Origin of the sequence: Roseburia sp. AF12-17LB, assembly GCF_003479605.1 — a bacterium.
In the GTDB taxonomy this organism is placed as follows: domain Bacteria; phylum Bacillota; class Clostridia; order Lachnospirales; family Lachnospiraceae; genus Roseburia_C; species Roseburia_C amylophila.
In genome coordinates, this window is sequence record NZ_QUHR01000003.1 from 263,536 (window position 1) to 281,804 (window position 18,269).

Annotated in this window: 18 protein-coding genes and 2 pseudogenes; 3 read left to right on the forward strand and 17 right to left on the reverse strand. The window is 38.3% G+C overall.

Annotated features, from left to right (window positions below):
• Window positions 1–772 precede the first annotated feature (772 nt).
• The 17 genes and pseudogenes from DWV68_RS15145 to DWV68_RS05810 all read right to left on the reverse strand — a co-directional run bounded on the left by DWV68_RS15145 (window position 773) and on the right by DWV68_RS05810 (window position 13,358).
• Complete coding sequence (locus DWV68_RS15145) at window positions 773–1,324, reverse strand: relaxase/mobilization nuclease domain-containing protein (RefSeq protein WP_330419930.1); 552 nt, start codon at window positions 1,322–1,324, stop codon at window positions 773–775.
• Entirely contained in the window at window positions 1,311–1,805 is a 495-nt protein-coding gene (locus DWV68_RS15150) for a relaxase/mobilization nuclease domain-containing protein (protein ID WP_330419931.1), read from the reverse strand. Before DWV68_RS15150 ends, DWV68_RS15145 begins: the two co-directional genes overlap by 14 nt.
• 98 nt (window positions 1,806–1,903) lie before the next feature.
• A complete protein-coding gene (locus DWV68_RS05740; RefSeq protein ID WP_330419932.1) occupies window positions 1,904–2,152 on the reverse strand; it encodes a plasmid mobilization protein in 249 nt (82 codons plus the stop codon).
• A 317-nt stretch (window positions 2,153–2,469) separates the two neighbouring features.
• Window positions 2,470–2,694 (reverse strand): annotated as a pseudogene (locus DWV68_RS14970) (DNA topoisomerase); the annotation flags it as partial.
• On the reverse strand, window positions 2,679–2,966 hold the full coding sequence (locus tag DWV68_RS05750; RefSeq protein ID WP_118665313.1) for a recombinase family protein: 288 nt from the start codon (window positions 2,964–2,966) through the stop codon (window positions 2,679–2,681). The gene DWV68_RS05750 and the pseudogene DWV68_RS14970, both read right to left, overlap by 16 nt.
• Window positions 2,967–3,253: 287 nt before the next feature.
• Entirely contained in the window at window positions 3,254–4,156 is a 903-nt protein-coding gene (locus DWV68_RS05760) for a hypothetical protein (RefSeq protein WP_118665255.1), read from the reverse strand.
• Entirely contained in the window at window positions 4,153–4,359 is a 207-nt protein-coding gene (locus tag DWV68_RS05765) for a hypothetical protein (RefSeq protein WP_118665257.1), read from the reverse strand. Before DWV68_RS05765 ends, DWV68_RS05760 begins: the two co-directional genes overlap by 4 nt.
• An 80-nt stretch (window positions 4,360–4,439) precedes the next feature.
• Window positions 4,440–6,140, reverse strand: a complete 1,701-nt coding sequence (locus DWV68_RS05770; protein WP_147404530.1) for an AAA family ATPase — start codon at window positions 6,138–6,140, stop codon at window positions 4,440–4,442.
• Between the two features lie 61 nt (window positions 6,141–6,201).
• The gene (locus DWV68_RS05775; protein WP_330419933.1) at window positions 6,202–6,642 is read right to left on the reverse strand and encodes a hypothetical protein; all 441 of its coding nucleotides are present in this window, start codon (window positions 6,640–6,642) and stop codon (window positions 6,202–6,204) included.
• 51 nt (window positions 6,643–6,693) lie between these two features.
• Entirely contained in the window at window positions 6,694–6,849 is a 156-nt protein-coding gene (locus tag DWV68_RS14975; protein ID WP_330419934.1) for a hypothetical protein, read from the reverse strand.
• A gap of 82 nt (window positions 6,850–6,931) precedes the next feature.
• Window positions 6,932–7,267 carry a DUF6050 family protein gene (locus DWV68_RS05780; protein WP_118665261.1) on the reverse strand — a complete coding sequence of 112 codons (336 nt, stop codon included), beginning with the start codon at window positions 7,265–7,267 and terminating at the stop codon, window positions 6,932–6,934.
• Window positions 7,248–7,427: pseudogene (locus DWV68_RS05785) on the reverse strand (DUF6017 domain-containing protein); the annotation flags it as partial. The pseudogene DWV68_RS05785 and the gene DWV68_RS05780, both read right to left, overlap by 20 nt.
• A 161-nt stretch (window positions 7,428–7,588) precedes the next feature.
• Window positions 7,589–8,185: a phosphoribosyltransferase family protein gene (locus tag DWV68_RS05790; RefSeq protein WP_015534236.1), complete on the reverse strand. Its 597-nt coding sequence runs from the start codon at window positions 8,183–8,185 to the stop codon at window positions 7,589–7,591.
• A 6-nt stretch (window positions 8,186–8,191) separates the two neighbouring features.
• Window positions 8,192–9,445 carry a hypothetical protein gene (locus DWV68_RS05795; RefSeq protein WP_118665265.1) on the reverse strand — a complete coding sequence of 418 codons (1,254 nt, stop codon included), beginning with the start codon at window positions 9,443–9,445 and terminating at the stop codon, window positions 8,192–8,194.
• A gap of 34 nt (window positions 9,446–9,479) precedes the next feature.
• Window positions 9,480–11,117: a 23S rRNA (uracil(1939)-C(5))-methyltransferase RlmD gene (rlmD, locus tag DWV68_RS05800; protein ID WP_118665267.1), complete on the reverse strand. Its 1,638-nt coding sequence runs from the start codon at window positions 11,115–11,117 to the stop codon at window positions 9,480–9,482.
• A gap of 5 nt (window positions 11,118–11,122) precedes the next feature.
• On the reverse strand, window positions 11,123–12,070 hold the full coding sequence (locus DWV68_RS05805) for a 3'-5' exoribonuclease YhaM family protein (protein ID WP_022242746.1): 948 nt from the start codon (window positions 12,068–12,070) through the stop codon (window positions 11,123–11,125).
• A 13-nt stretch (window positions 12,071–12,083) separates the two neighbouring features.
• Entirely contained in the window at window positions 12,084–13,358 is a 1,275-nt protein-coding gene (locus tag DWV68_RS05810) for a S1C family serine protease (RefSeq protein WP_118665269.1), read from the reverse strand.
• A 214-nt stretch (window positions 13,359–13,572) separates the two neighbouring features.
• Between DWV68_RS05810 and DWV68_RS05815 the strand changes: the two genes are divergently transcribed.
• Genes DWV68_RS05815 through DWV68_RS05825 form a run of 3 tightly spaced genes read left to right on the forward strand, consistent with a single transcriptional unit; the run spans window position 13,573 to window position 18,112 of the window.
• Entirely contained in the window at window positions 13,573–15,951 is a 2,379-nt protein-coding gene (locus tag DWV68_RS05815; protein ID WP_118056983.1) for an endonuclease MutS2, read from the forward strand.
• 41 nt (window positions 15,952–15,992) lie between these two features.
• Entirely contained in the window at window positions 15,993–16,694 is a 702-nt protein-coding gene (locus tag DWV68_RS05820) for a response regulator transcription factor (RefSeq protein WP_117698358.1), read from the forward strand.
• The gene (locus tag DWV68_RS05825; protein ID WP_118665271.1) at window positions 16,691–18,112 is read left to right on the forward strand and encodes a HAMP domain-containing sensor histidine kinase; all 1,422 of its coding nucleotides are present in this window, start codon (window positions 16,691–16,693) and stop codon (window positions 18,110–18,112) included. The genes DWV68_RS05820 and DWV68_RS05825 overlap by 4 nt, the downstream gene beginning before the upstream one ends.
• Window positions 18,113–18,269 lie beyond the last annotated feature (157 nt).

Sequence of the window (18,269 nt, forward strand, 5' to 3'; positions counted from 1 at the left end):
TATTTATTGATATTTATTGATATTAACGAAACCAATCATCAATGAATCAATATATAAATCTTAACAAAACTACTGTCCCATTACATGGACTCCCAAGTCATTTATTCGTGCTTTTTTAACTGATTCCACGCTTCGCGCGGCACCATCTTCGATGGTGTTAGGGCGCGTCTTCACAAAGTGGCGAGCAGTGCTTTTTTGTACAAAAAGCTACTATCCGCTCGTTGATGGCACATTCCCAATCCCCTTGAACAAGCTAATCGCTTGGCTACGCAATTCTTACGAATCGCTTTATTTTGCTGTTGGAATTTTCTTCAGAAATGAAAAAAGAAGGGAACCTATAAGTCTTAAACCTACAGATTCCCTATTAGAATTATCGAGTGATATTGTGTTTTCTGACACGTTCCTTCTTCTGCTCTTCATCGCTTTTAAGGAACTGATCGATATCGTATTTTGCTCTTTGAATCTCCTGCATATCTTTCTTAACCTGACGATATTCACCGTACAGCTTTTTCTTTTCTGCAAGGATCTAGGCATATTCGGCACTTAAGTCTTTTACCTTAGGAAGCTTCTTCAGATGAAGCTCATCAAAGGCATTCTTGGCAGCCTTATGAAGCAGTATTTCCTGTCTATGCTCTTCCAGGAATTTCTTGCTGTATTCGCATTTACGATAATCCGCATATGCGTCTTTGGCCTTAAAGTAATCAAAGATATGTTTCTTAAGAACCTAAATCTCAGCAAGTCGCTTCTCATTATTCTTAATGGAAGCTGAAATTTACGTAAATCGCGTTATTGCTGTTTTCACATTTTTCTCCAGATCATTGTAGCTTCGAATGTCATGCTGCTTCAGATATAAAACTGCCTTGGCTACCAGCTTGGTATTAAAGTTCTTGGCAAAGCGGACATAATATTTTCCTTTGCCCTGAGCCAGCTTCTTTTGAATATCGATAAGAAGGTCAAACTCATGATCTTCCTTTTTCCTCTGGTAAGCCTTAGGCTGCTTTTCAACTTTTTCATTATCGAAGAAAGCATGCTCCATCTCACCAGCAAGAATCTTCTTAAGATCATCTTCTGAATAGCCATCACCCAGAGAACAAAGCCGGATGAAGCGTTTCTGATCTTTTCCCTTTAGAGAAATATGCTTTCCACGCTTAATCTCGTATCCGGCATCTTCCAGTTTATAAAGCAGCTCATCAAAATCTTTTGCGCTACCTTCCTTAAGAACCTGATCAATCACATATCTAATATCATCACGGAAGGATTTCTTCTCAGGATAAGTTGTTCGTTTAACACGCTCACTTGGCTTCTTCTTTTCAATGACAGACAAGCCATGCTCCAGACAGATGATATCTGATAATCTCTGCAGAGCCAAACCTACAAAAAAAGAAATCTCTGAACTTACGGGTACAGTCAAGACTCGTAGAATTAAAAATAATGTGATTATGAATATGAGCCTTATCTGTACGTGTCGCTACGATAAAAGCATGATTCCCTTTGGTAAATCGCATGGCAGTTTCATAGCCTACCTGATTTGCTTCTTCCGGTGTAATCTCACCTGGTTTAAAGGATTGCCTGATCTGATAAGCTATGATATTGCCATTAGGATGTCTTCCAGTAAGGCGCTCATATTCTCGTTTTGATAACATGAACTCTTCATCAACGCTCTCAGCCTGACAAGCGTAAGAACTAATGAATTGACCGTTTTCAGTCTTTTCACCATTCTTGACATAATCTGTTCTGTCACTAAGAGACTTCGCTACGCTTTTTCCTTTATTCTGATGCATCGTAATAAGTCTAGTAGCTGCCATGCGCATTCACCCCTTTCTCAAATCGTAGATAACCTTTGCAGAATACTTTTCATTACCTGCCACAATTCATCCTGGTGAGCCTTTATATCATCAATATCTTACTTGTAGATGCTTCCGGTTTCATTCGCCTTTTTCGTATACTGATTCATATTGGCAGAAGTGATGCCAAGAAGCCTTACAGCCTCTTTGACATCGCTCAAATCCATCTGTATGAGATAACCATCAATCGCCATTTTTCTAAGATATGCACTCTCATTCAGGATGCCGATTTCCTTTTCCCTGTCACGAATCAGCTTAGCTTCCCCCAGTGTAGCAAAGAAATGAAACTGCACCGTTCTGTTATCCATGGCTACATCTCCCTGCAAGGACAAATCTCAGGAGCCTTTCTCTCTGGAACATGAACCGGAGCTGTTTTTACCTTCTCCTGCTGTTCTTTTATCTTTTCCATCACAGAAGCTTTCGTATCAGCTGCAATATCTTCCTGATCTGCCTTCTCATTGATTTCAGCAAAATCCGGTACAGGAGCTGCAGGCACATTATTGATAATCCCATCAAAGGAGTTATCATTCTGCTCTACCATGTCCTCGATACCGCGCATATGATTTCTGCTAATAGATGGGCCAGCTCCCACATCTTCGATTGGATCAATAGACTTCGGAATCTGTTTCTCCACTTCCAAAAGCTTCTGCTCCCACTCAGCTGTCATAGATGCTGACTGAATCTGTTCCGGCATAACGGTAATAAGAGAAGTTACCTTATCGGTAGGAACCAAATATTTGGTCTTCTTATTACCCTGTCGTTCTACAAAGCCAATACGAACCAGCTTTTCAATTACGCCAGCTCTTGTTGCAGGAGTACCAAGTCCTTTACGCTCTACTTCGTCCGGCATTTATCCCTGTAATACTGCAACTCCTTTAATGTCTCCTGCTTATTTCTACCAAGTCTGTCTACCTCAGTAATAATTAACTCGTCACCCGCTCTTAATACATCCTCTTTCAATACCTGATATCTTGGACGATTAAAATTCTTTCCTGTCTGCTGGTCAGTAAATATCTTTTCCAGCCCCAGATTATTCTGCTCACAATAGGCTGTAATCACCTTAATGCCTCTGTCTAAATGCTGTTCTCTTGTACTTGTTCTGTGATAACCATATCTCTTCATGATATTAGCTCCTTCCTCATGTTCCCTGTCCCACCAGTTCAGTTCTTCCTCATAAAAATCATCGAAAGCCGCCTTAAGTGCTTCCTACTGCCTTTTTGCCTTTATGACATCCCTCACTGCCTTTACGACAACTGCCCCTACTGCAATCGCAATCAATAACTTCTTTCCATTTTTTCTACTCATTTTTTGTTCCTTTCCACTTTTGGTCATTTTGTCCAAAAGTCCATAAATACAAAAAGGGCAGCTACAAACCTTTACGGTCTATAGCTGCCCTTGCGCTGTACATTTTATTCCATATTAAAGCCATAAATTTCTATTAATAATTTACTCAATACATCTTTTGTCAATTTGGATAATGGTCTTTTTCCATAAAAAGACTCTTCCATATAATTTCCAAATACTATTCTATAAAGTTCTTCTTCAGACTCAAATAATCCATTATATGTATTAAATAAATCCGTCATATATTTTGGATTAAACATGATTGCTTTCTTAATACATTCCTGCACAATATCTGAATGTATTTGATATACTTCTCTCAATTTCAATTCTCTTACATTTGTCGCAAACTCCCTGCCACAATCTATTTCTATGCCTATTTGCTGGTTATCAGATAAGAAATCCATTCCATCGATAAAAAAATCAAACGACAGTAAATCATCCGTATTAAACTTCATATTATGCGGTGAATATGATATTGATTTACTTGCCTTAGCATGATTACATGCATGACAAACAGGAACTAAATTATGAAAAGAAACTGCAAGTATAGGATATGTCTCTTTATCATAAAAATGATCTAAATCACACATAGTTCTTTTATAGGTTGAATTAACAAAATTTCTATTGCAATATGGGCACACTGTAATTTGCAATTCTTCAACAAATTCTTGCCTTGGGAACCTTTGTTTATACAATGTCTCTATTATAAACTTCTTATATTTTTTAGGTATCTTTGTTCGTCTTGAATTATACACATTCGCAATTTCAACAATTTCATCATAGTCTGCTTTGATAACATCCGGAAACGAATATTTCTTTCCTCTTACAGATATATTTTTAAGGCACCACTTATTAATTGCTCGAATATTTTTAAGATATTCTACTTTACTTCTTTGTCTTGGTTTCACATTAAGCAGTAAATGATATAACCTATTTACTGCTCCATTTTTAAAATATATTGGTATCATATATCTTCCTCATTTTGAAGTCGTTTAATTTTTTCTTCATATATTTTTATCTTCTTTTGCCGTAAGTCCAAGGAATTATATTTACACTTATATAACATCTCATATAACTTATCCTTTATAATTTTCTCTCCAATCAAAGCAATTTGCTGTTCTAATGAACGTATTTCCTCTTCTGTCAAAGAGGGATAAATTACTTCCTCCATGTTTCTCGTATCAGGCTTAATTTTATCAATAATGGCTTGTATTTTTTCCCTTGCGAATTCTCCAATCTGTCCCTTTTTACCTAAAAAAATGCATCATTAAAAAGTTTATATATATTAGCTCCAAATGTTTCTTCGTGATTATCTTCATTATCAATATGACACTTATCCTTTTCTCTCTTCAAAAATATAACATTACTTCGAGGCATATCTGACAAAACAATTGGACTATGTGTTGTAAAAATTATTTGCACCTTCTTATCTGAGTATTCTGCCTTTATTTCCTCAATTAGATAATTTAATAATTTTTGCTGCCACAGCGGATGACAATATAGATCTATTTCATCTATAAGCAATAGTACATTTTCACGCAAACTTTCCACAACATCATTACTTATGTAATTAAAGTATGGAACCATGTGTATCCAAGAAAAAAAATTCAACAACGCCCTCTCTCCTGATGCAAGCCGCAACCCACCTATGTCAATATACTTAAGTACATATGAATATTTCCTCTCATATACAGATTTCTTTATCAATTCAAGGAATTGATTATACGCTTCACTTCCATGCTCAACCTCCTTATATGATACATATGCCAAATCCGATAACGGAAGCGAACAATGATACATTCTACAATTTGCTATCACTCTTTCATATTCTTGAATTTCTTGTAAATTCTCCTGAAAAATACCAGCATATCTATCATTTTGCCTTAATAGCTCATTTATTGCATTTGTTATATACTTTACAAGTTCTTCTTTGTTGTTAATTGATTGCTCGCCATCACATTCTGTTATTCTGCGATATACTAACAATTCATATAGCAGATTAATATAAATAACAACAAATATATCTGTTTTCATCAGCTCAAAATCAAACCCTGCTAATCTTTTATTAACCATTTCATTAAAATATTTTATAAGTGGTAGATCATTTCTTTTTTCCTCTGTAAAACCTTTATACCTGTCTTCTAATAATTTTATAACCGTCTGAAATTTAATTTCCAATGTTCCAACAATATTTTTCGCAAACATACTTTCGATATTGTTTTCATTAACATACTGAAGATACAACATATCCAAGATTTGCTGAAACTCATTTGCTTTTTTCACATAGCATACAATATCCTGTATTTCATAATATCCGCCTACGCAAAAGGTCTCTTTTCTACATTTCTTCTTGTAAAAAATACTTTTTAACGTTTTCAAAGAATTAACATTAAGCGAAATTTTACTAATACTTTCGTGTGTAGAAACCCCATCTTCCAACGAATACATACTATTTGAAATACATATCTTGCTTATATTTTCGAATGCCTTATTATCTCTAATAATTTCTGCTAACTCTGGAGAACCTTGCTGTAAACAAACTTCTTTTACTTCTGTTTCATTTACAAAATTATCTAAGTTATGATAGCATACCAATTCTGCATCCTCTCTATATATAGCAAGTTTCTTATCTTTCTCATATTTCTCCATGAAATAATTATCATAAACGGAATCATGTTCTTTATCCTTTACACTCCCATAATAGTCCGACAGCATATTTAATAATGTAGTTTTTCCTGCGCCATTTTCTCCAACTATAGCCGTAATATTTGTAACACATTTTTGTCTATCAAAAAAATCTGTTGGTAACAAATTCTTACATACATTCTGCTTTAATACATATTTTCCATCAATATATTCTACATAAAAATTATAATTTGCAGAAAAATTAAACCCCGTCTTCTCAATAAATTTTGAAGATGCTTGATTTATATAAAAGAATACTAATTCCAAACTATTCAACACCTTTCTATAATCTTTAATTTTCTAATTAGCTTTCATTTGTCAGTTTATGCTATATCAAGAGAACTGTACAAAGCTCCGCATACATCTTTCCGTCATCAAATTTAACGTCATCCAGTAACAATGCCTGAAATAACACTTCTCTGACATTCTCTAATTTTACCATAGAAAGCTCTACTTCTGAAAGACCATTTAATTCTATATTTTCAAAGGCTACCGCTTTTCTTGCCAACAGACAGTGTGTATATAAAGCCATGATATACTTATCTGACAGCACAAACGCATAGGTGTCTTTCCCTTTATAATTGTATCGGCATTTCTTTAGCTCTTCTTCAGATATTGTAAAATAACACCTTACCGTCTCCAGATACACTTTTCCAGCAAAATCAAGTTTGTATTTCTTTGCCAATCGCTTAATCGTTGCAAAAATATCATTTCTCTCATAAGCAAGTCTGGTTCTCTTGAAAACTACCTTTTTCCATTTTATATCCATATAAACATTGTTACCAATGGTTTTTCCGGCAAATGATTTATATTCCCCAATTCATAACAAGTAGGAAAGCACCTGCACCAACTTCTCCTGTGAAGAAATTTCATTGTAACTGTAATCTCCAAAATTTAACTGTTCAAACTGTAATGGTGTGCTTCCCTTTTTTATTTCACGTTCCATTACTCTATTCACATCTCTCATTGACTCCATTTCTTTTTGCTCCTTCTTTTCTGACAATAAAAGAGCAGTCATGCCCTGACTGCCCCATCTTTGGACAAAATGTCCAGAAGTTCTATATTTCTTCTTTTGGACTTTTTGTCCAAAAGTTTCCTGATACAATACGGATAACCTCTACTACGATACTGATTATTTTGAAAATCAACACAATACCGCCAATCAAACCACCTGCAATACAGTTCAAAGCCAAAACACCAATGCTTCCACTGATACCGAAATTCTTTGGTATGAGCCTAAGACACATTCTGCGGATGCCAAACGGACATCCTGCCAAAATCCAATATAAAAACCAGTCAAAACCTTCTGTTTTATTGCATATCAGATAACAAGTCCACATCCATACTGCAATAAACATCGTTGTAACAATTACTTTAAACAATACCCTTTTCATGCCATCCTCCCCCGTACATATCGTGCTGTACCTCCTGTTGATAGTAATGATTGATTGTGTTTGGTGCATTGTAAAGCGTTGTTACCATATACGCCTTAATATTTGCAATCTTGGTTGTGGTGTTCTTCATGCAGTCAATAACATAATTCAAGTCTCTACTTTTTGGCACTGATTCTATGCCCTTATTATTCAGTTCCTAAATGTACACTTTTCGGCACCCCCTCCTTAAAAAATGAATACAAAAAAGAATGCATATTTCAGCCTTTGATTTATCGTCATAAGCGAAACAGTGTAAATACTTAAAAGTTTTGGTTATACCTTTTACTTTATTTCAGTTTTTCCCCAAGGAACATTGTATTCTGATATTTCTACCTTTTTCCAGTATTCTTGTGGTATATGTAATCTTGATAAAATATCTACATTCGCAATTAATGCCATGCTAAACAAATTCTGATTATTAATACCATGTTTTATCAAATGTTGTGTCAATTTTTCTATCGTCTCTCCTGAATTAGTTAAATCATCAATAATTAAAATCTTTTTATCTTTAAAATTTAATACTTCGTCAGGCACAAAAATTGTCCATTTTGATGTATCAAAACTCGTCCAATTTTGCGGATTAAGAAAATTCTTATTATATCTTCTTTTTAATAGGCACATATATACAGGATATTTATTATCCAACTCTGTAACTACTAAGCTACATACTATTGAGCCTCTACCAGAGAAAGTAATAATATAGTCAGGGTTTATTTTTTCTACTTTTTGAGCTAAATCCTCTATCCCTTCCTTCATAATTTTCTTCCAAGAAATATTCTTTCTATATTTTATCTTAGTATATATAAAATATACTGCACTTGGTCCCCCTAAAACAGTAACTATCCATCCTATCGCATTCATAATTACACTTACATTCATTAGTCTCTAAATCTCCTTAAAAGTATATTGAATTTCTCTGTTTATATTCAATTTTTCTAACAAAGTCGTTACGTCTTTCATTTGGTTTTTGTATAACAGAAATAGTATTTCTGCAATAATATCCATTTCTTCAACTCCCCAACCATATCTTGTTACTTCTTGTAGTCCAAGCCTAATTCCACTTCCTTTAAACAATCTTTTATCTTTTTTATTCAATGAAACCCCTAACTGGTTTGCTCTACAAAAAAATGAATCTCTTTCTGACCTTGACATATGAAGAAATAATTGATGTGTTTGTGAATATATTCCTTGTCGATTGATAACTTGCAATCCCAATTCATCTAATTTTTTTCCAAGGTAATTACTATTTTTTGTCATGTTAGTGCAATATTTTTCCGAAAAATACTCCATCTCAATCAATGTCAAAATAAGACTGGCAACATTTTGCATATGAGTATTTCTCAAATATAATGGATTAATTGTCTCATCAATTTTATATGCTAATTCTTCATCATTTGTCATTATGAGTGCTTTCGCCACACCTGGTATAGTTTTATGAGTTCCACCCATTAATATAACTTTATTATTCATATACAAAGGGTTTTCTCTTATATTATTAATATAATATGCCAATACCTGTGATGCATCGAATATTAAAACAGTGTTTGATGGCAAGTGTAATTTATTAAAAATTGGAAGAAATATTATATCTGTAGGAGCAAATAGTACAAAATTAATATCGTGTTCTTCTAAAATGCTATTAACACCATCATAATCATAATCACTGATATCGTAGTCAAATGGTGCCTCAATATAATTTATATTTAACCTGTCTAATATATTAGGCAATGCTGCATGACCTCCACTTTCTGGTGACAAAATCAGGATATTATCATTCTGCTTTACCAATGATAATAAAATGTTCTGTAATGCATTCATGCCTGATAATGAACGGCAATCTGTATAATATGCACCAAATAATTTGCTACATTGTTCACTTACTATTTCGTAAAATGGCAATAATTTCTTACTGCCAACCATGTTATTATCTTCATCGTAATCCAAAAAACCACCTAATATATATCTTTCCTGCAAGCCATATGACAATGGCATTTTAGAAAATTCTGAAATAACATTCTCAGCTGCACATAATGGCAATACTGTTTTTCTATATTTTTCAAAATCTTCAATAGTTTTTTGGTACTTGGTATAAAATTCATTTTTTAGCAAAATAGATTTTCCATAATTTATATTATTCATTGTTTTTCCTTTACATAAACATTGTTTACTAAGTCTATATTACTCCAAAATGCCTCAATGCATCCTTAATATACTCCACCTTCTCCTGCGGACACTGCTTCACTTCTGGCTTCTCCTTCTTAGACTTATTATAATTCTCACCCATGTCCAAACCACACATCCGCTTTACCTGTGTAATATAAGAAGTATGCACATTCACACCATACTTGTTTTTCACATATTCCTTAATCTTCGGATATGTAGCTTTTTCTTGTGGGGTATAATTACTCTCTTCCTCAGGCTCCATTGTAACCTCAATCTTAGGTGTATCTTTTTTGAGGGATAATTTGACAACCGTCTCAACATGCACCGTATGGCCGAACTGGTCTACCGGCTGCACCTCCACAAGGTCATATCCATGGCTGCAAAGATATTTCAAATCCCGTGCCAGGGTTGCGGAATCACAGCTTACATAGACGATACGCTGTGGTGCCATCTCACACATCATGGCAAGGAGGGATTCCTCGCAGCCTTTGCGTGGCGGGTCCACTACGATAACTTCTGCACGGGCTTCCTCGCCATGGGCGGCACAGTATGCCGGATAGACTTCCTCTGCTTTCCCAACGAAAAATTCTGCATTGGAAATGTGATTTCGAAGGGCATTCTCTTTGGCATCTGCGATTGCCTGCGGTACAATTTCCACACCGTAAACCTTCTTCGCTTTCTGTGCGAGAAATAAGGAAATGGTTCCGATACCGCAATATAAATCCCAGACCGTCTCTTCGCCGGTGAGATTGGCATATTCCAAAGCTTTGTTATAAAGCACCTCTGTCTGCGCCGGATTTACCTGATAGAAAGACTGCGGAGAAATCTGAAAAGAAATCGTTCCGATATAATCTGTAATGTAACCCTTTCCATAGAGGGTATATGTTTCTTCTCCTAAAATCACGTTGCCCCGGGATTCATTGATATTTACAGTAATACTTGTCATTCCCGGTAAATCTTTTAATACTTCAATAAAACTTTCTGCATGCGGCAGTTTCTTTCCGTTGATGACAAAGCAGACCATCCACTCTCCGGTTTTCTCGCCGTAACGGATTAAGATGTGGCGGACGCAGCCTTTTCCGGTTTTCTCATCATAGGCACTGACGCCATAGGATTTCATTGTGTCTAAAATAAGGGACAGGATTCTTCCGTTGCCTTCTTTTCCCAAAAGGCAGTCCTGCACCGGAATAATGTTATGGGTTCTGGACGCAAAAAAGCCTGCCACCAGATTGCCTTCTTTATCATAACCCACCGGAAACTGTGCTTTGTTCCGGTAGCGATAAGGCTCCTGCATGCCAAGTGTTGGTAAGACCTTTGGATTTTCAAATCCTCCGATATGCTTTAAGTTGTTGCGTACTTTATTTTCCTTAAACTTAAGCTGGCTCCCATAAGAAAGTGCCTGGATCTGGCAGCCACCACACCGCTTATGCTCCGGGCATGGCGGGGTTGTCCGCATGGTGGATTCCTTAAGAATTTCCATCAGGCGGGCATAGCCATAAGTTTTTTTCATCTTCATGATTTTGGCACGAACCATGTCTCCCGGCAGAGCATCCTTGATAAAAAGTGTGATGCCTTCCGTTCTTCCGATACCTTCGCCGTTAGTTCCGATATCGTCAATGGTCAGTGTAACAATGTCATCTTTTTTCATATTTCTTATATACTCGATCTGCGGATGTTCGATTCAAACAGACGGTTGAATCCCTGCCACTGAGTATCTCCTTCCGGTACGTTTGCCAAAAGCTCACGCATGGTCTCCATTTTTGCATCAATATTATCTGCATAGCTTAATGCTACAGCTTCCGGTAATGCCGGCTTCTTCGGAGAACCATACTCTAACTCTCCATGATGTGCCAGAATACAGTGTTCCATCTCATGTGCCAGTTTCACCGGGAAACCATCGATGGTCTTGATGCGCTCTGCAATTTCCATGGCTCCAATCATGATATGTCCTAAAAGCTGTCCCTCATCGGTGTAATCATTTTCCGGGAAAGTAGAAAGCTCTTCTAACTTTCCGATATCGTGAAACATGGCGGCACAAACCAGTAAATCTTTATTGAGAATCTTATAGTTGTCAGCAAAATAAGCAGAAAGCTTCGTTACGCTTAAAGTATGCTCTAAAAGTCCGCCCACAAAACCGTGATGTACGCTTTTTGCTGCAGAATGGAATTTAAAACGTTTTGCAAAATCTGCATCCTCGATAAAGAAACTGCCTGCCAGTTTCTTAAGATATGGATTCTCCATCTGCTTAATATATCCAAGTAACTGCTCATACATTTCATCTACATTATATTCACTGACCGGAAGATATTCCTTTGGTTCATACTCTCCCTCGGTTGCTTTCCGGACCCTCTTTACATTTAACTGTAATGCACCCTGAAAACTTGTGATATCTCCCACTACATTGATGTAATCAAAGCGGTCAAAATCATCAATTCCCACAGAGCCCGGCTCCCAGATTTTTGCATCCAGTGTGCCTGTTTTATCCTGTAAAATCAATGCTTCATAAGGCTTACCTGCCTTCGTCAGCGCTGACTGCTTATTTTTACAAAGATAGATTTCATTTACTCTTTCGCCTTCGCGTAATGTTTCAATATAATGCATAATTTTCCTCTTTCTATTTTAGTACACCAACGGTTGCAGAACATTCGATTTCTACATAGCCTGCTGCCCCCTGGCGTTTTATGGTAATCTTTACAACATCTCCCGGAGTCTGCCCGGATAACACATTCTTATATGCCTGCGCTGTCTCTACATTTTCTCCGGCAATCTTTACGATGACATCACCGCTTTGCAAGCCTGCCGCCATCGCCGGGGAATCAATTCCCACTGATTTAATATATACGCCCTTTGGTATGTCATATTCCTTTTCAATGTCAGATGTTACAGAAGTCAGTTTCAGTCCAAGATACGGAATATCCTGTCCATTGGAAAGCTTCTCGATAATGTCTTTCAACTGGGAAACGGAAATTGCGGTCAGCGTATTCTCATCGCCGCTGCTGTAATCCTGCATAACAATTCCAACCACTTCACCAGAGAGATTGACCAGTACACCACTTCCCTGACTACTGCCCACAATATCTGTTGTCAGTACATTGTAGTTTGCATCAAAGGTGGAAATGCTGTTAGAAGTCGATGTAATATTTCCTGTCAATATGGAGAAATTCGTTCCCAGCGGACTGCCCAGTGCCAGCACAACGCTGCCCTGTGTGGTCTGAAGTGAATTTCCAAGTACTGCCACTTTAATTCTGCCCAGAGTGCTTTCTTCGATGTCGGAACGTTTTACATTTAAAATCGCAATTCCGGTATTTCCGTCATAGTTTTTAAGCTCCGCTTCTACGGTGCTGTTATCAAGGAAGGTCACATGAATGGATTTTGCTCCGCTTATGACCTTGCGCTCTGTCATAATCAGAAGCTCCTGACCGGTATCCGCAATAATGACCCCACTTGCCTGTCCCTGTCTCTCATAAGGCGTGTTAAACCAGTCCACATTACTGGTCACACCTGTCACCGTAACAATGGACTTATTTGCTTCGCTTCCAATCGCATAAAGCTTACTCTGTAATTTCTGATATTCCTCCGGTGTAAGCTCTTTTAAGCCTTCTTCTGCATCCGGCTCGTCTACACCTGTCTCCGTGGAATTTGTCTCTTCTTCCGTATCCGGCTGTACCTCTTCATCTTTCGGGATGCTCACCCTGGTATCCTCCGGCTTATTCAGCCACTCTTCCATCACCGGGCGCATCCATGTAAATACAAAACAGGATACAAGTCCAAAGACAACCGCAAGCACAACCGTAAATGCCGTTTTTAAAATAATACGTCTCTTATTTAACGGCTTGTTCTTGATTTTCTCTTTGATAAATGCAAATTCCTCTTTTTCATTTTCTGACATAGGGAATCCTCTTTTCTACTGTAAATACAACCAATTTTAATTATACTTTCTATCTGCCTATGTTGCAACATTTTTTAAAAAAGATGCCGGAATGTAAAAAACGTGCCAATTTCGTCATTTATCCGGAAACTTATTTTCAACCGCCCTTTTCACCACAATCGGTTTGGGGTATAATAGAAGCAGTGATTTTTAGTACATTTTACGGAGAATATTTATGAATCAAAAGGTTTTAAGAACATTAGAATATAATAAAATTGTAGAGCGGCTCGCAGAGTATGCTTTCGGTGCGGATACCAAGGAACGCTGTCTTTCCCTGCTTCCTTCCACCAGCCTCTCAGAGATTACCAATGCACAGCAGCAGACTAAGGATGCCATGAACCGCAGCCTGAAAAAGGGACGGCTTGACTGCTCCGGTATCAAACCGCTTTCTTCCGCCATCCGGCGTGTGGAAATCGGCGGAACCATGAATATCGAAGAGCTTCTCGGCCTCTGTAAATTATTAGAGACTGCCCGCCGGGTCAAAGCCTATGGCAGAAAGGAACGGGAAGATATTCCATCTGATTCCCTGAATGAACTCTTTGATGGTTTGGAGCCTCTTAGTCCGCTTTGTGATGAAATCTGCCGCTGCATCATTTCTGCGGATGAAATCAGTGATGATGCCAGCAGTAATTTAAAATCCATCCGCCGTTCCATCCGCTCAACCGGTGACCGCGTCCATGCGCAGTTAAACCAGATGTTAAATAACCAGAATGTCAGAAGCTGCCTGCAGGATTTTGTCATTACCATGCGTAACGGCCGCTACTGTCTTCCGGTAAAAGCTGAAGCCAAATCCCAGATTACCGGTATGGTGCATGACCAGTCCTCCAGCGGTTCTACTCTTTTCATTGAGCCAATGGCTGTGGTAAATCTGAACAACGAATTAAAAGAATTATCCATCAAAGAGCAGGACGAAATTGCCGTTATTCTTGCCACTTTATCGGCAAAAGCAGGGGAATATATTCCTGCCATTGAAACCGATTATCAGATTTTAACAGAGCTTGATTTTATATTTGCAAAAGCCGCTTATGCCTTGGAATACAATGGAATTACACCGCATTTTAATACGGAACGGAAAATTCGTATTTTAAAGGGCAGACACCCTCTGCTGGACGCAAAAAAAGTAGTTCCTATCGACATTTCCTTAGGCAGCGATTTTGACCAGCTTGTCATTACCGGACCGAATACCGGTGGTAAAACCGTTTCCTTAAAAACTGTGGGACTTCTCACTCTGATGGGACAGGCGGGACTTCCGATTCCTTCCGGAGACCGCAGTGAGCTTGCTGTTTTTGACGATATTTTTGCAGATATTGGAGATGAACAGAGTATTGAGCAGAACTTAAGCACATTTTCTTCCCATATGACCAACATTATCCACATTTTAAAAGAAGCCAATGAACATTCCCTGGTTCTCTTTGATGAGTTATGTGCCGGAACTGACCCTACGGAGGGCGCTGCCCTGGCGGTTTCTATCTTATCTTATTTTCACAGTCGAGGCATCCGTACCATGGCGACCACCCACTACAGTGAGATTAAGATTTATGCCTTAACTACCAGTGGCATTGAAAATGCCTGCTGCGAATTTGATGTAGAGACCTTAAGTCCGACTTACCGTCTTCTCATCGGTATTCCGGGAAAAAGTAATGCCTTTGCAATTTCCAAAAAACTCGGTCTTTCCGATACTTTAATTGAGGATGCCAGAACCCGTATCAGCAGTAATGAACAGAATTTTGAAGATTTACTTTCTGACCTGGAAGCAAGCCGCATCACCATAGAGAAAGAACAGGCAGAAATCAACCGTTACAAATCAGAAATTGCTACATTAAAACAGCAGTTAAAGAACAAGCAGGAAAAATTAGATGAAAGCCGGGATGCCATTCTTCGTAAAGCAAAAGAAGAAGCAAACCAGATTCTGCAGGAAGCCAAAGATACTGCAGATGAGGCAATCCGTAATTTCAATAAATATGGAACCACCAGACCTTCCATTCAGGAAATGGAAAAACAGCGTACCAATATCCGCGAGAAAATGGCTGCCAATGAGAAAAAGAGTTCAAAGAAAAAAGACACTGCCATCTACAATCCAAAGGTTCCAAAGAAGCTTCGTATCGGTGACAGTGTAAAAGTTTTAAGCATGAATTTAACCGGAACGGTACACTCCCTGCCGAATGCAAAGGGTGACCTCTTTGTACAGATGGGAATTCTCCGCTCGCAGGTAAACATCAAGGATTTAGTACTGATTGAAGATGCTGCTCCGGGCAGCAAGAAATATGCCAAGACCGGTGCCGGAAAACTTAAGATGAGTAAATCTGCCTCTGTTTCCACGGAAATCAATCTGATTGGAAAAACAGTGGATGAAGCTATTGCTCTTTTGGACAAATACTTGGATGATGCCTATCTTGCCCATCTTCCTTCCGTGCGCATTGTCCACGGAAAAGGAACCGGTGCCCTGCGCAGTGCCGTACAGAGTCATCTGAAGCGGCAGTCCTATATCAAATCCTTCCACTTAGGAGAATTTGGTGAAGGTGATGCCGGTGTTACCATTGCAGAATTTAAATAAATCAAGTATATGAACTACGTAAAACAGAAAGGAAGTTTCCTATGGCTGCAAAACAGAAAATTTTAATTGTAGATGATGATGTTAATATCGCAGAACTGATTTCCCTGTATCTCACGAAGGAATGCTTTGATACAAAGATGGTTCATGATGGGGAATCTGCTTTGAAAGAATTTGAAACCTATGCACCAAATCTGATTCTTCTTGATTTGATGCTTCCGGGCATTGATGGTTATCAGGTATGCCGTGAAATCCGGGCAAAAGCAAATGTTCCGATTATCATGTTATCTGCCAAAGGTGAAATCTTTGACAAGGTTCTCGGACTGGAGCTGGGTGCAGACGACTATATCATGAAGCCCTTCGATTCCAAAGAACTGGTTGCCAGAGTCAAGGCAGTGCTCCGCCGTTACCAGCCGGTGAAGCAGGAGCCTGTACAGCCGGATTTAAAATGTGTTACTTATCCGGATCTGGTGGTCAATCTTTCCAACTATTCCGTAGAATATTACGGCAAAACAATTGATATGCCGCCAAAGGAGTTAGAGCTTCTTTATTTTCTTGCATCCTCACCGAATCAGGTATTTACCAGAGAACAGCTTTTAGACCATATCTGGGGCTATGAATACGTAGGCGATACCAGAACCGTTGACGTTCATGTAAAAAGACTTCGTGAGAAAATTAACGATCATACCGCCTGGAGCATTTCTACGGTCTGGGGCATCGGATACAAATTCGAGGTTAAAGAATGAAGAAACGACTTTATCTGAAGCTGCTGATTGGATATGTGATTTTTGGCATTCTCGGCTTTATTCTCGTATCCACCTTCAGCTCCCACTATACTTATGAATATATTGAAGATACCGAAGTTGACCGGCTTTACAAGGAAGCCAATATGATTGCATCTACCTATGCTTCAAACTATTTCAATGAAGATATTACGGTAGATGACTTGCATGACAGTCTTGCCACCCTTAGCACTTATCTTTCTTCAGAAATATGGGTCATGAATACAGATGGTGATATTCTGATTAACTCCAATGCATCTGTGGACATGGACCACCTGATACACATTGACGGATTTAATGTGGCAGATTTTGGCAGCAAATATTACACCACCGGTTCTTTTTATAATTATTATGACGATACGCATCTTACGGTATTTTCGCCGATTACAATTAATTACAAGGTGCGGGGATATGTGCTGATTCACCAGCCGCTTTCCGTAATCACGCACCATCATGCACATTTACTGAATATTATGTACCTGACTCTGCTTCTGATTTTTATCTGTGCAACCCTGTTACTGATTATCATTGGCTTCGAGATCTACATCCCAATCCGCAAAATGATTAAGGGTGCTGATGCTTTTGCCGAGGGCAATTTCAGTTATAAAATTCCGGTACATAAAAATGATGAAATCGGCTATCTTGCCGCTTCTCTAAATTATATGGCAAACGAGCTGAATACCCTGGAGGATGACCAGCGTAAATTTATTTCCAATGTCTCCCATGATTTCCGTTCTCCGCTTACTTCCATCAAAGGTTATGTGGAAGCCATGTTAGACGGAACGATCCCACCGGAGATGCAGGAAAAATATTTAAATATCATTGTTTTCGAGACAGACCGTTTGTCCAAGCTCACCCAGAGCCTCTTAGAGTTAAATAAATACGGCAGCCACGGCACAATGTTAGACGTCAGCGAATTTGACATTAACCAGTTAATTAAAATGACCTGTCTTACCTTTGAGGGAACCTGCAAAGCCAAACGGATTTCCTTCCACCTGATTCTTGCCGGTAAAACACTTTATGTAAAAGCGGATATGAGCAAGATTCAGCAGGTGGTTTATAATCTGATTGACAATGCCATCAAGTTCAGCCACCATGATTCTGAAATCACCATTGAGACCACCAAGAAAAGCGAAAAAGTATTTGTTTCTGTCAAGGATACCGGCATCGGAATTCCAAAAGACAGCCAGAACAAAATTTTTGAGCGTTTCTACAAAACCGACCTGTCCCGTGGAAAGGACAAGAAGGGTTCCGGTCTTGGACTCTCTATCGTAAAAGAAATTATTCAGGCACATGATGAAAATATCAACGTCATCAGTACCGAAGGAGTCGGCACCGAATTTATCTTCACCCTGCCGGCAGCCCAGCGGGAAGAGTTATAACGCCAGTTTATAACCTACAGAGCCCGCCACCGGCAGCTTCTTACAAATAATAATCGCTTGGCAACTACGAAAAACACCCTTTGTGAGTTTCACGCTACTCATGCAAATTGAAAACAGCAGCTCATGAACTTTATCCTGTTCATAGGCTGCTGTTTTT

What these genes read in the sequence shown, in the direction of transcription:
- DWV68_RS05750 (WP_118665313.1), bottom strand. Translation starts at nt 2,966, where the DNA reads ATGAAGAGATATGGTTATCACAGAACAAGTACAAGAGAACAGCATTTA.
- DWV68_RS05780 (WP_118665261.1), bottom strand. Translation starts at nt 7,267, where the DNA reads ATGAAAAGGGTATTGTTTAAAGTAATTGTTACAACGATGTTTATTGCA.
- DWV68_RS05810 (WP_118665269.1), bottom strand. Translation starts at nt 13,358, where the DNA reads ATGTCAGAAAATGAAAAAGAGGAATTTGCATTTATCAAAGAGAAAATC.
- DWV68_RS05740 (WP_330419932.1), bottom strand. Translation starts at nt 2,152, where the DNA reads ATGGATAACAGAACGGTGCAGTTTCATTTCTTTGCTACACTGGGGGAA.
- DWV68_RS14975 (WP_330419934.1), bottom strand. Translation starts at nt 6,849, where the DNA reads ATGGAGTCAATGAGAGATGTGAATAGAGTAATGGAACGTGAAATAAAA.
- DWV68_RS05805 (WP_022242746.1), bottom strand. Translation starts at nt 12,070, where the DNA reads ATGCATTATATTGAAACATTACGCGAAGGCGAAAGAGTAAATGAAATC.
- DWV68_RS05815 (WP_118056983.1), top strand. Translation starts at nt 13,573, where the DNA reads ATGAATCAAAAGGTTTTAAGAACATTAGAATATAATAAAATTGTAGAG.
- DWV68_RS05795 (WP_118665265.1), bottom strand. Translation starts at nt 9,445, where the DNA reads ATGAATAATATAAATTATGGAAAATCTATTTTGCTAAAAAATGAATTT.
- DWV68_RS05775 (WP_330419933.1), bottom strand. Translation starts at nt 6,642, where the DNA reads ATGGATATAAAATGGAAAAAGGTAGTTTTCAAGAGAACCAGACTTGCT.
- rlmD (WP_118665267.1), bottom strand. Translation starts at nt 11,117, where the DNA reads ATGAAAAAAGATGACATTGTTACACTGACCATTGACGATATCGGAACT.
- DWV68_RS05820 (WP_117698358.1), top strand. Translation starts at nt 15,993, where the DNA reads ATGGCTGCAAAACAGAAAATTTTAATTGTAGATGATGATGTTAATATC.
- DWV68_RS15150 (WP_330419931.1), bottom strand. Translation starts at nt 1,805, where the DNA reads ATGGCAGCTACTAGACTTATTACGATGCATCAGAATAAAGGAAAAAGC.
- DWV68_RS05765 (WP_118665257.1), bottom strand. Translation starts at nt 4,359, where the DNA reads ATGGAGGAAGTAATTTATCCCTCTTTGACAGAAGAGGAAATACGTTCA.
- DWV68_RS05825 (WP_118665271.1), top strand. Translation starts at nt 16,691, where the DNA reads ATGAAGAAACGACTTTATCTGAAGCTGCTGATTGGATATGTGATTTTT.
- DWV68_RS05790 (WP_015534236.1), bottom strand. Translation starts at nt 8,185, where the DNA reads ATGAATGTAAGTGTAATTATGAATGCGATAGGATGGATAGTTACTGTT.
- DWV68_RS05760 (WP_118665255.1), bottom strand. Translation starts at nt 4,156, where the DNA reads ATGATACCAATATATTTTAAAAATGGAGCAGTAAATAGGTTATATCAT.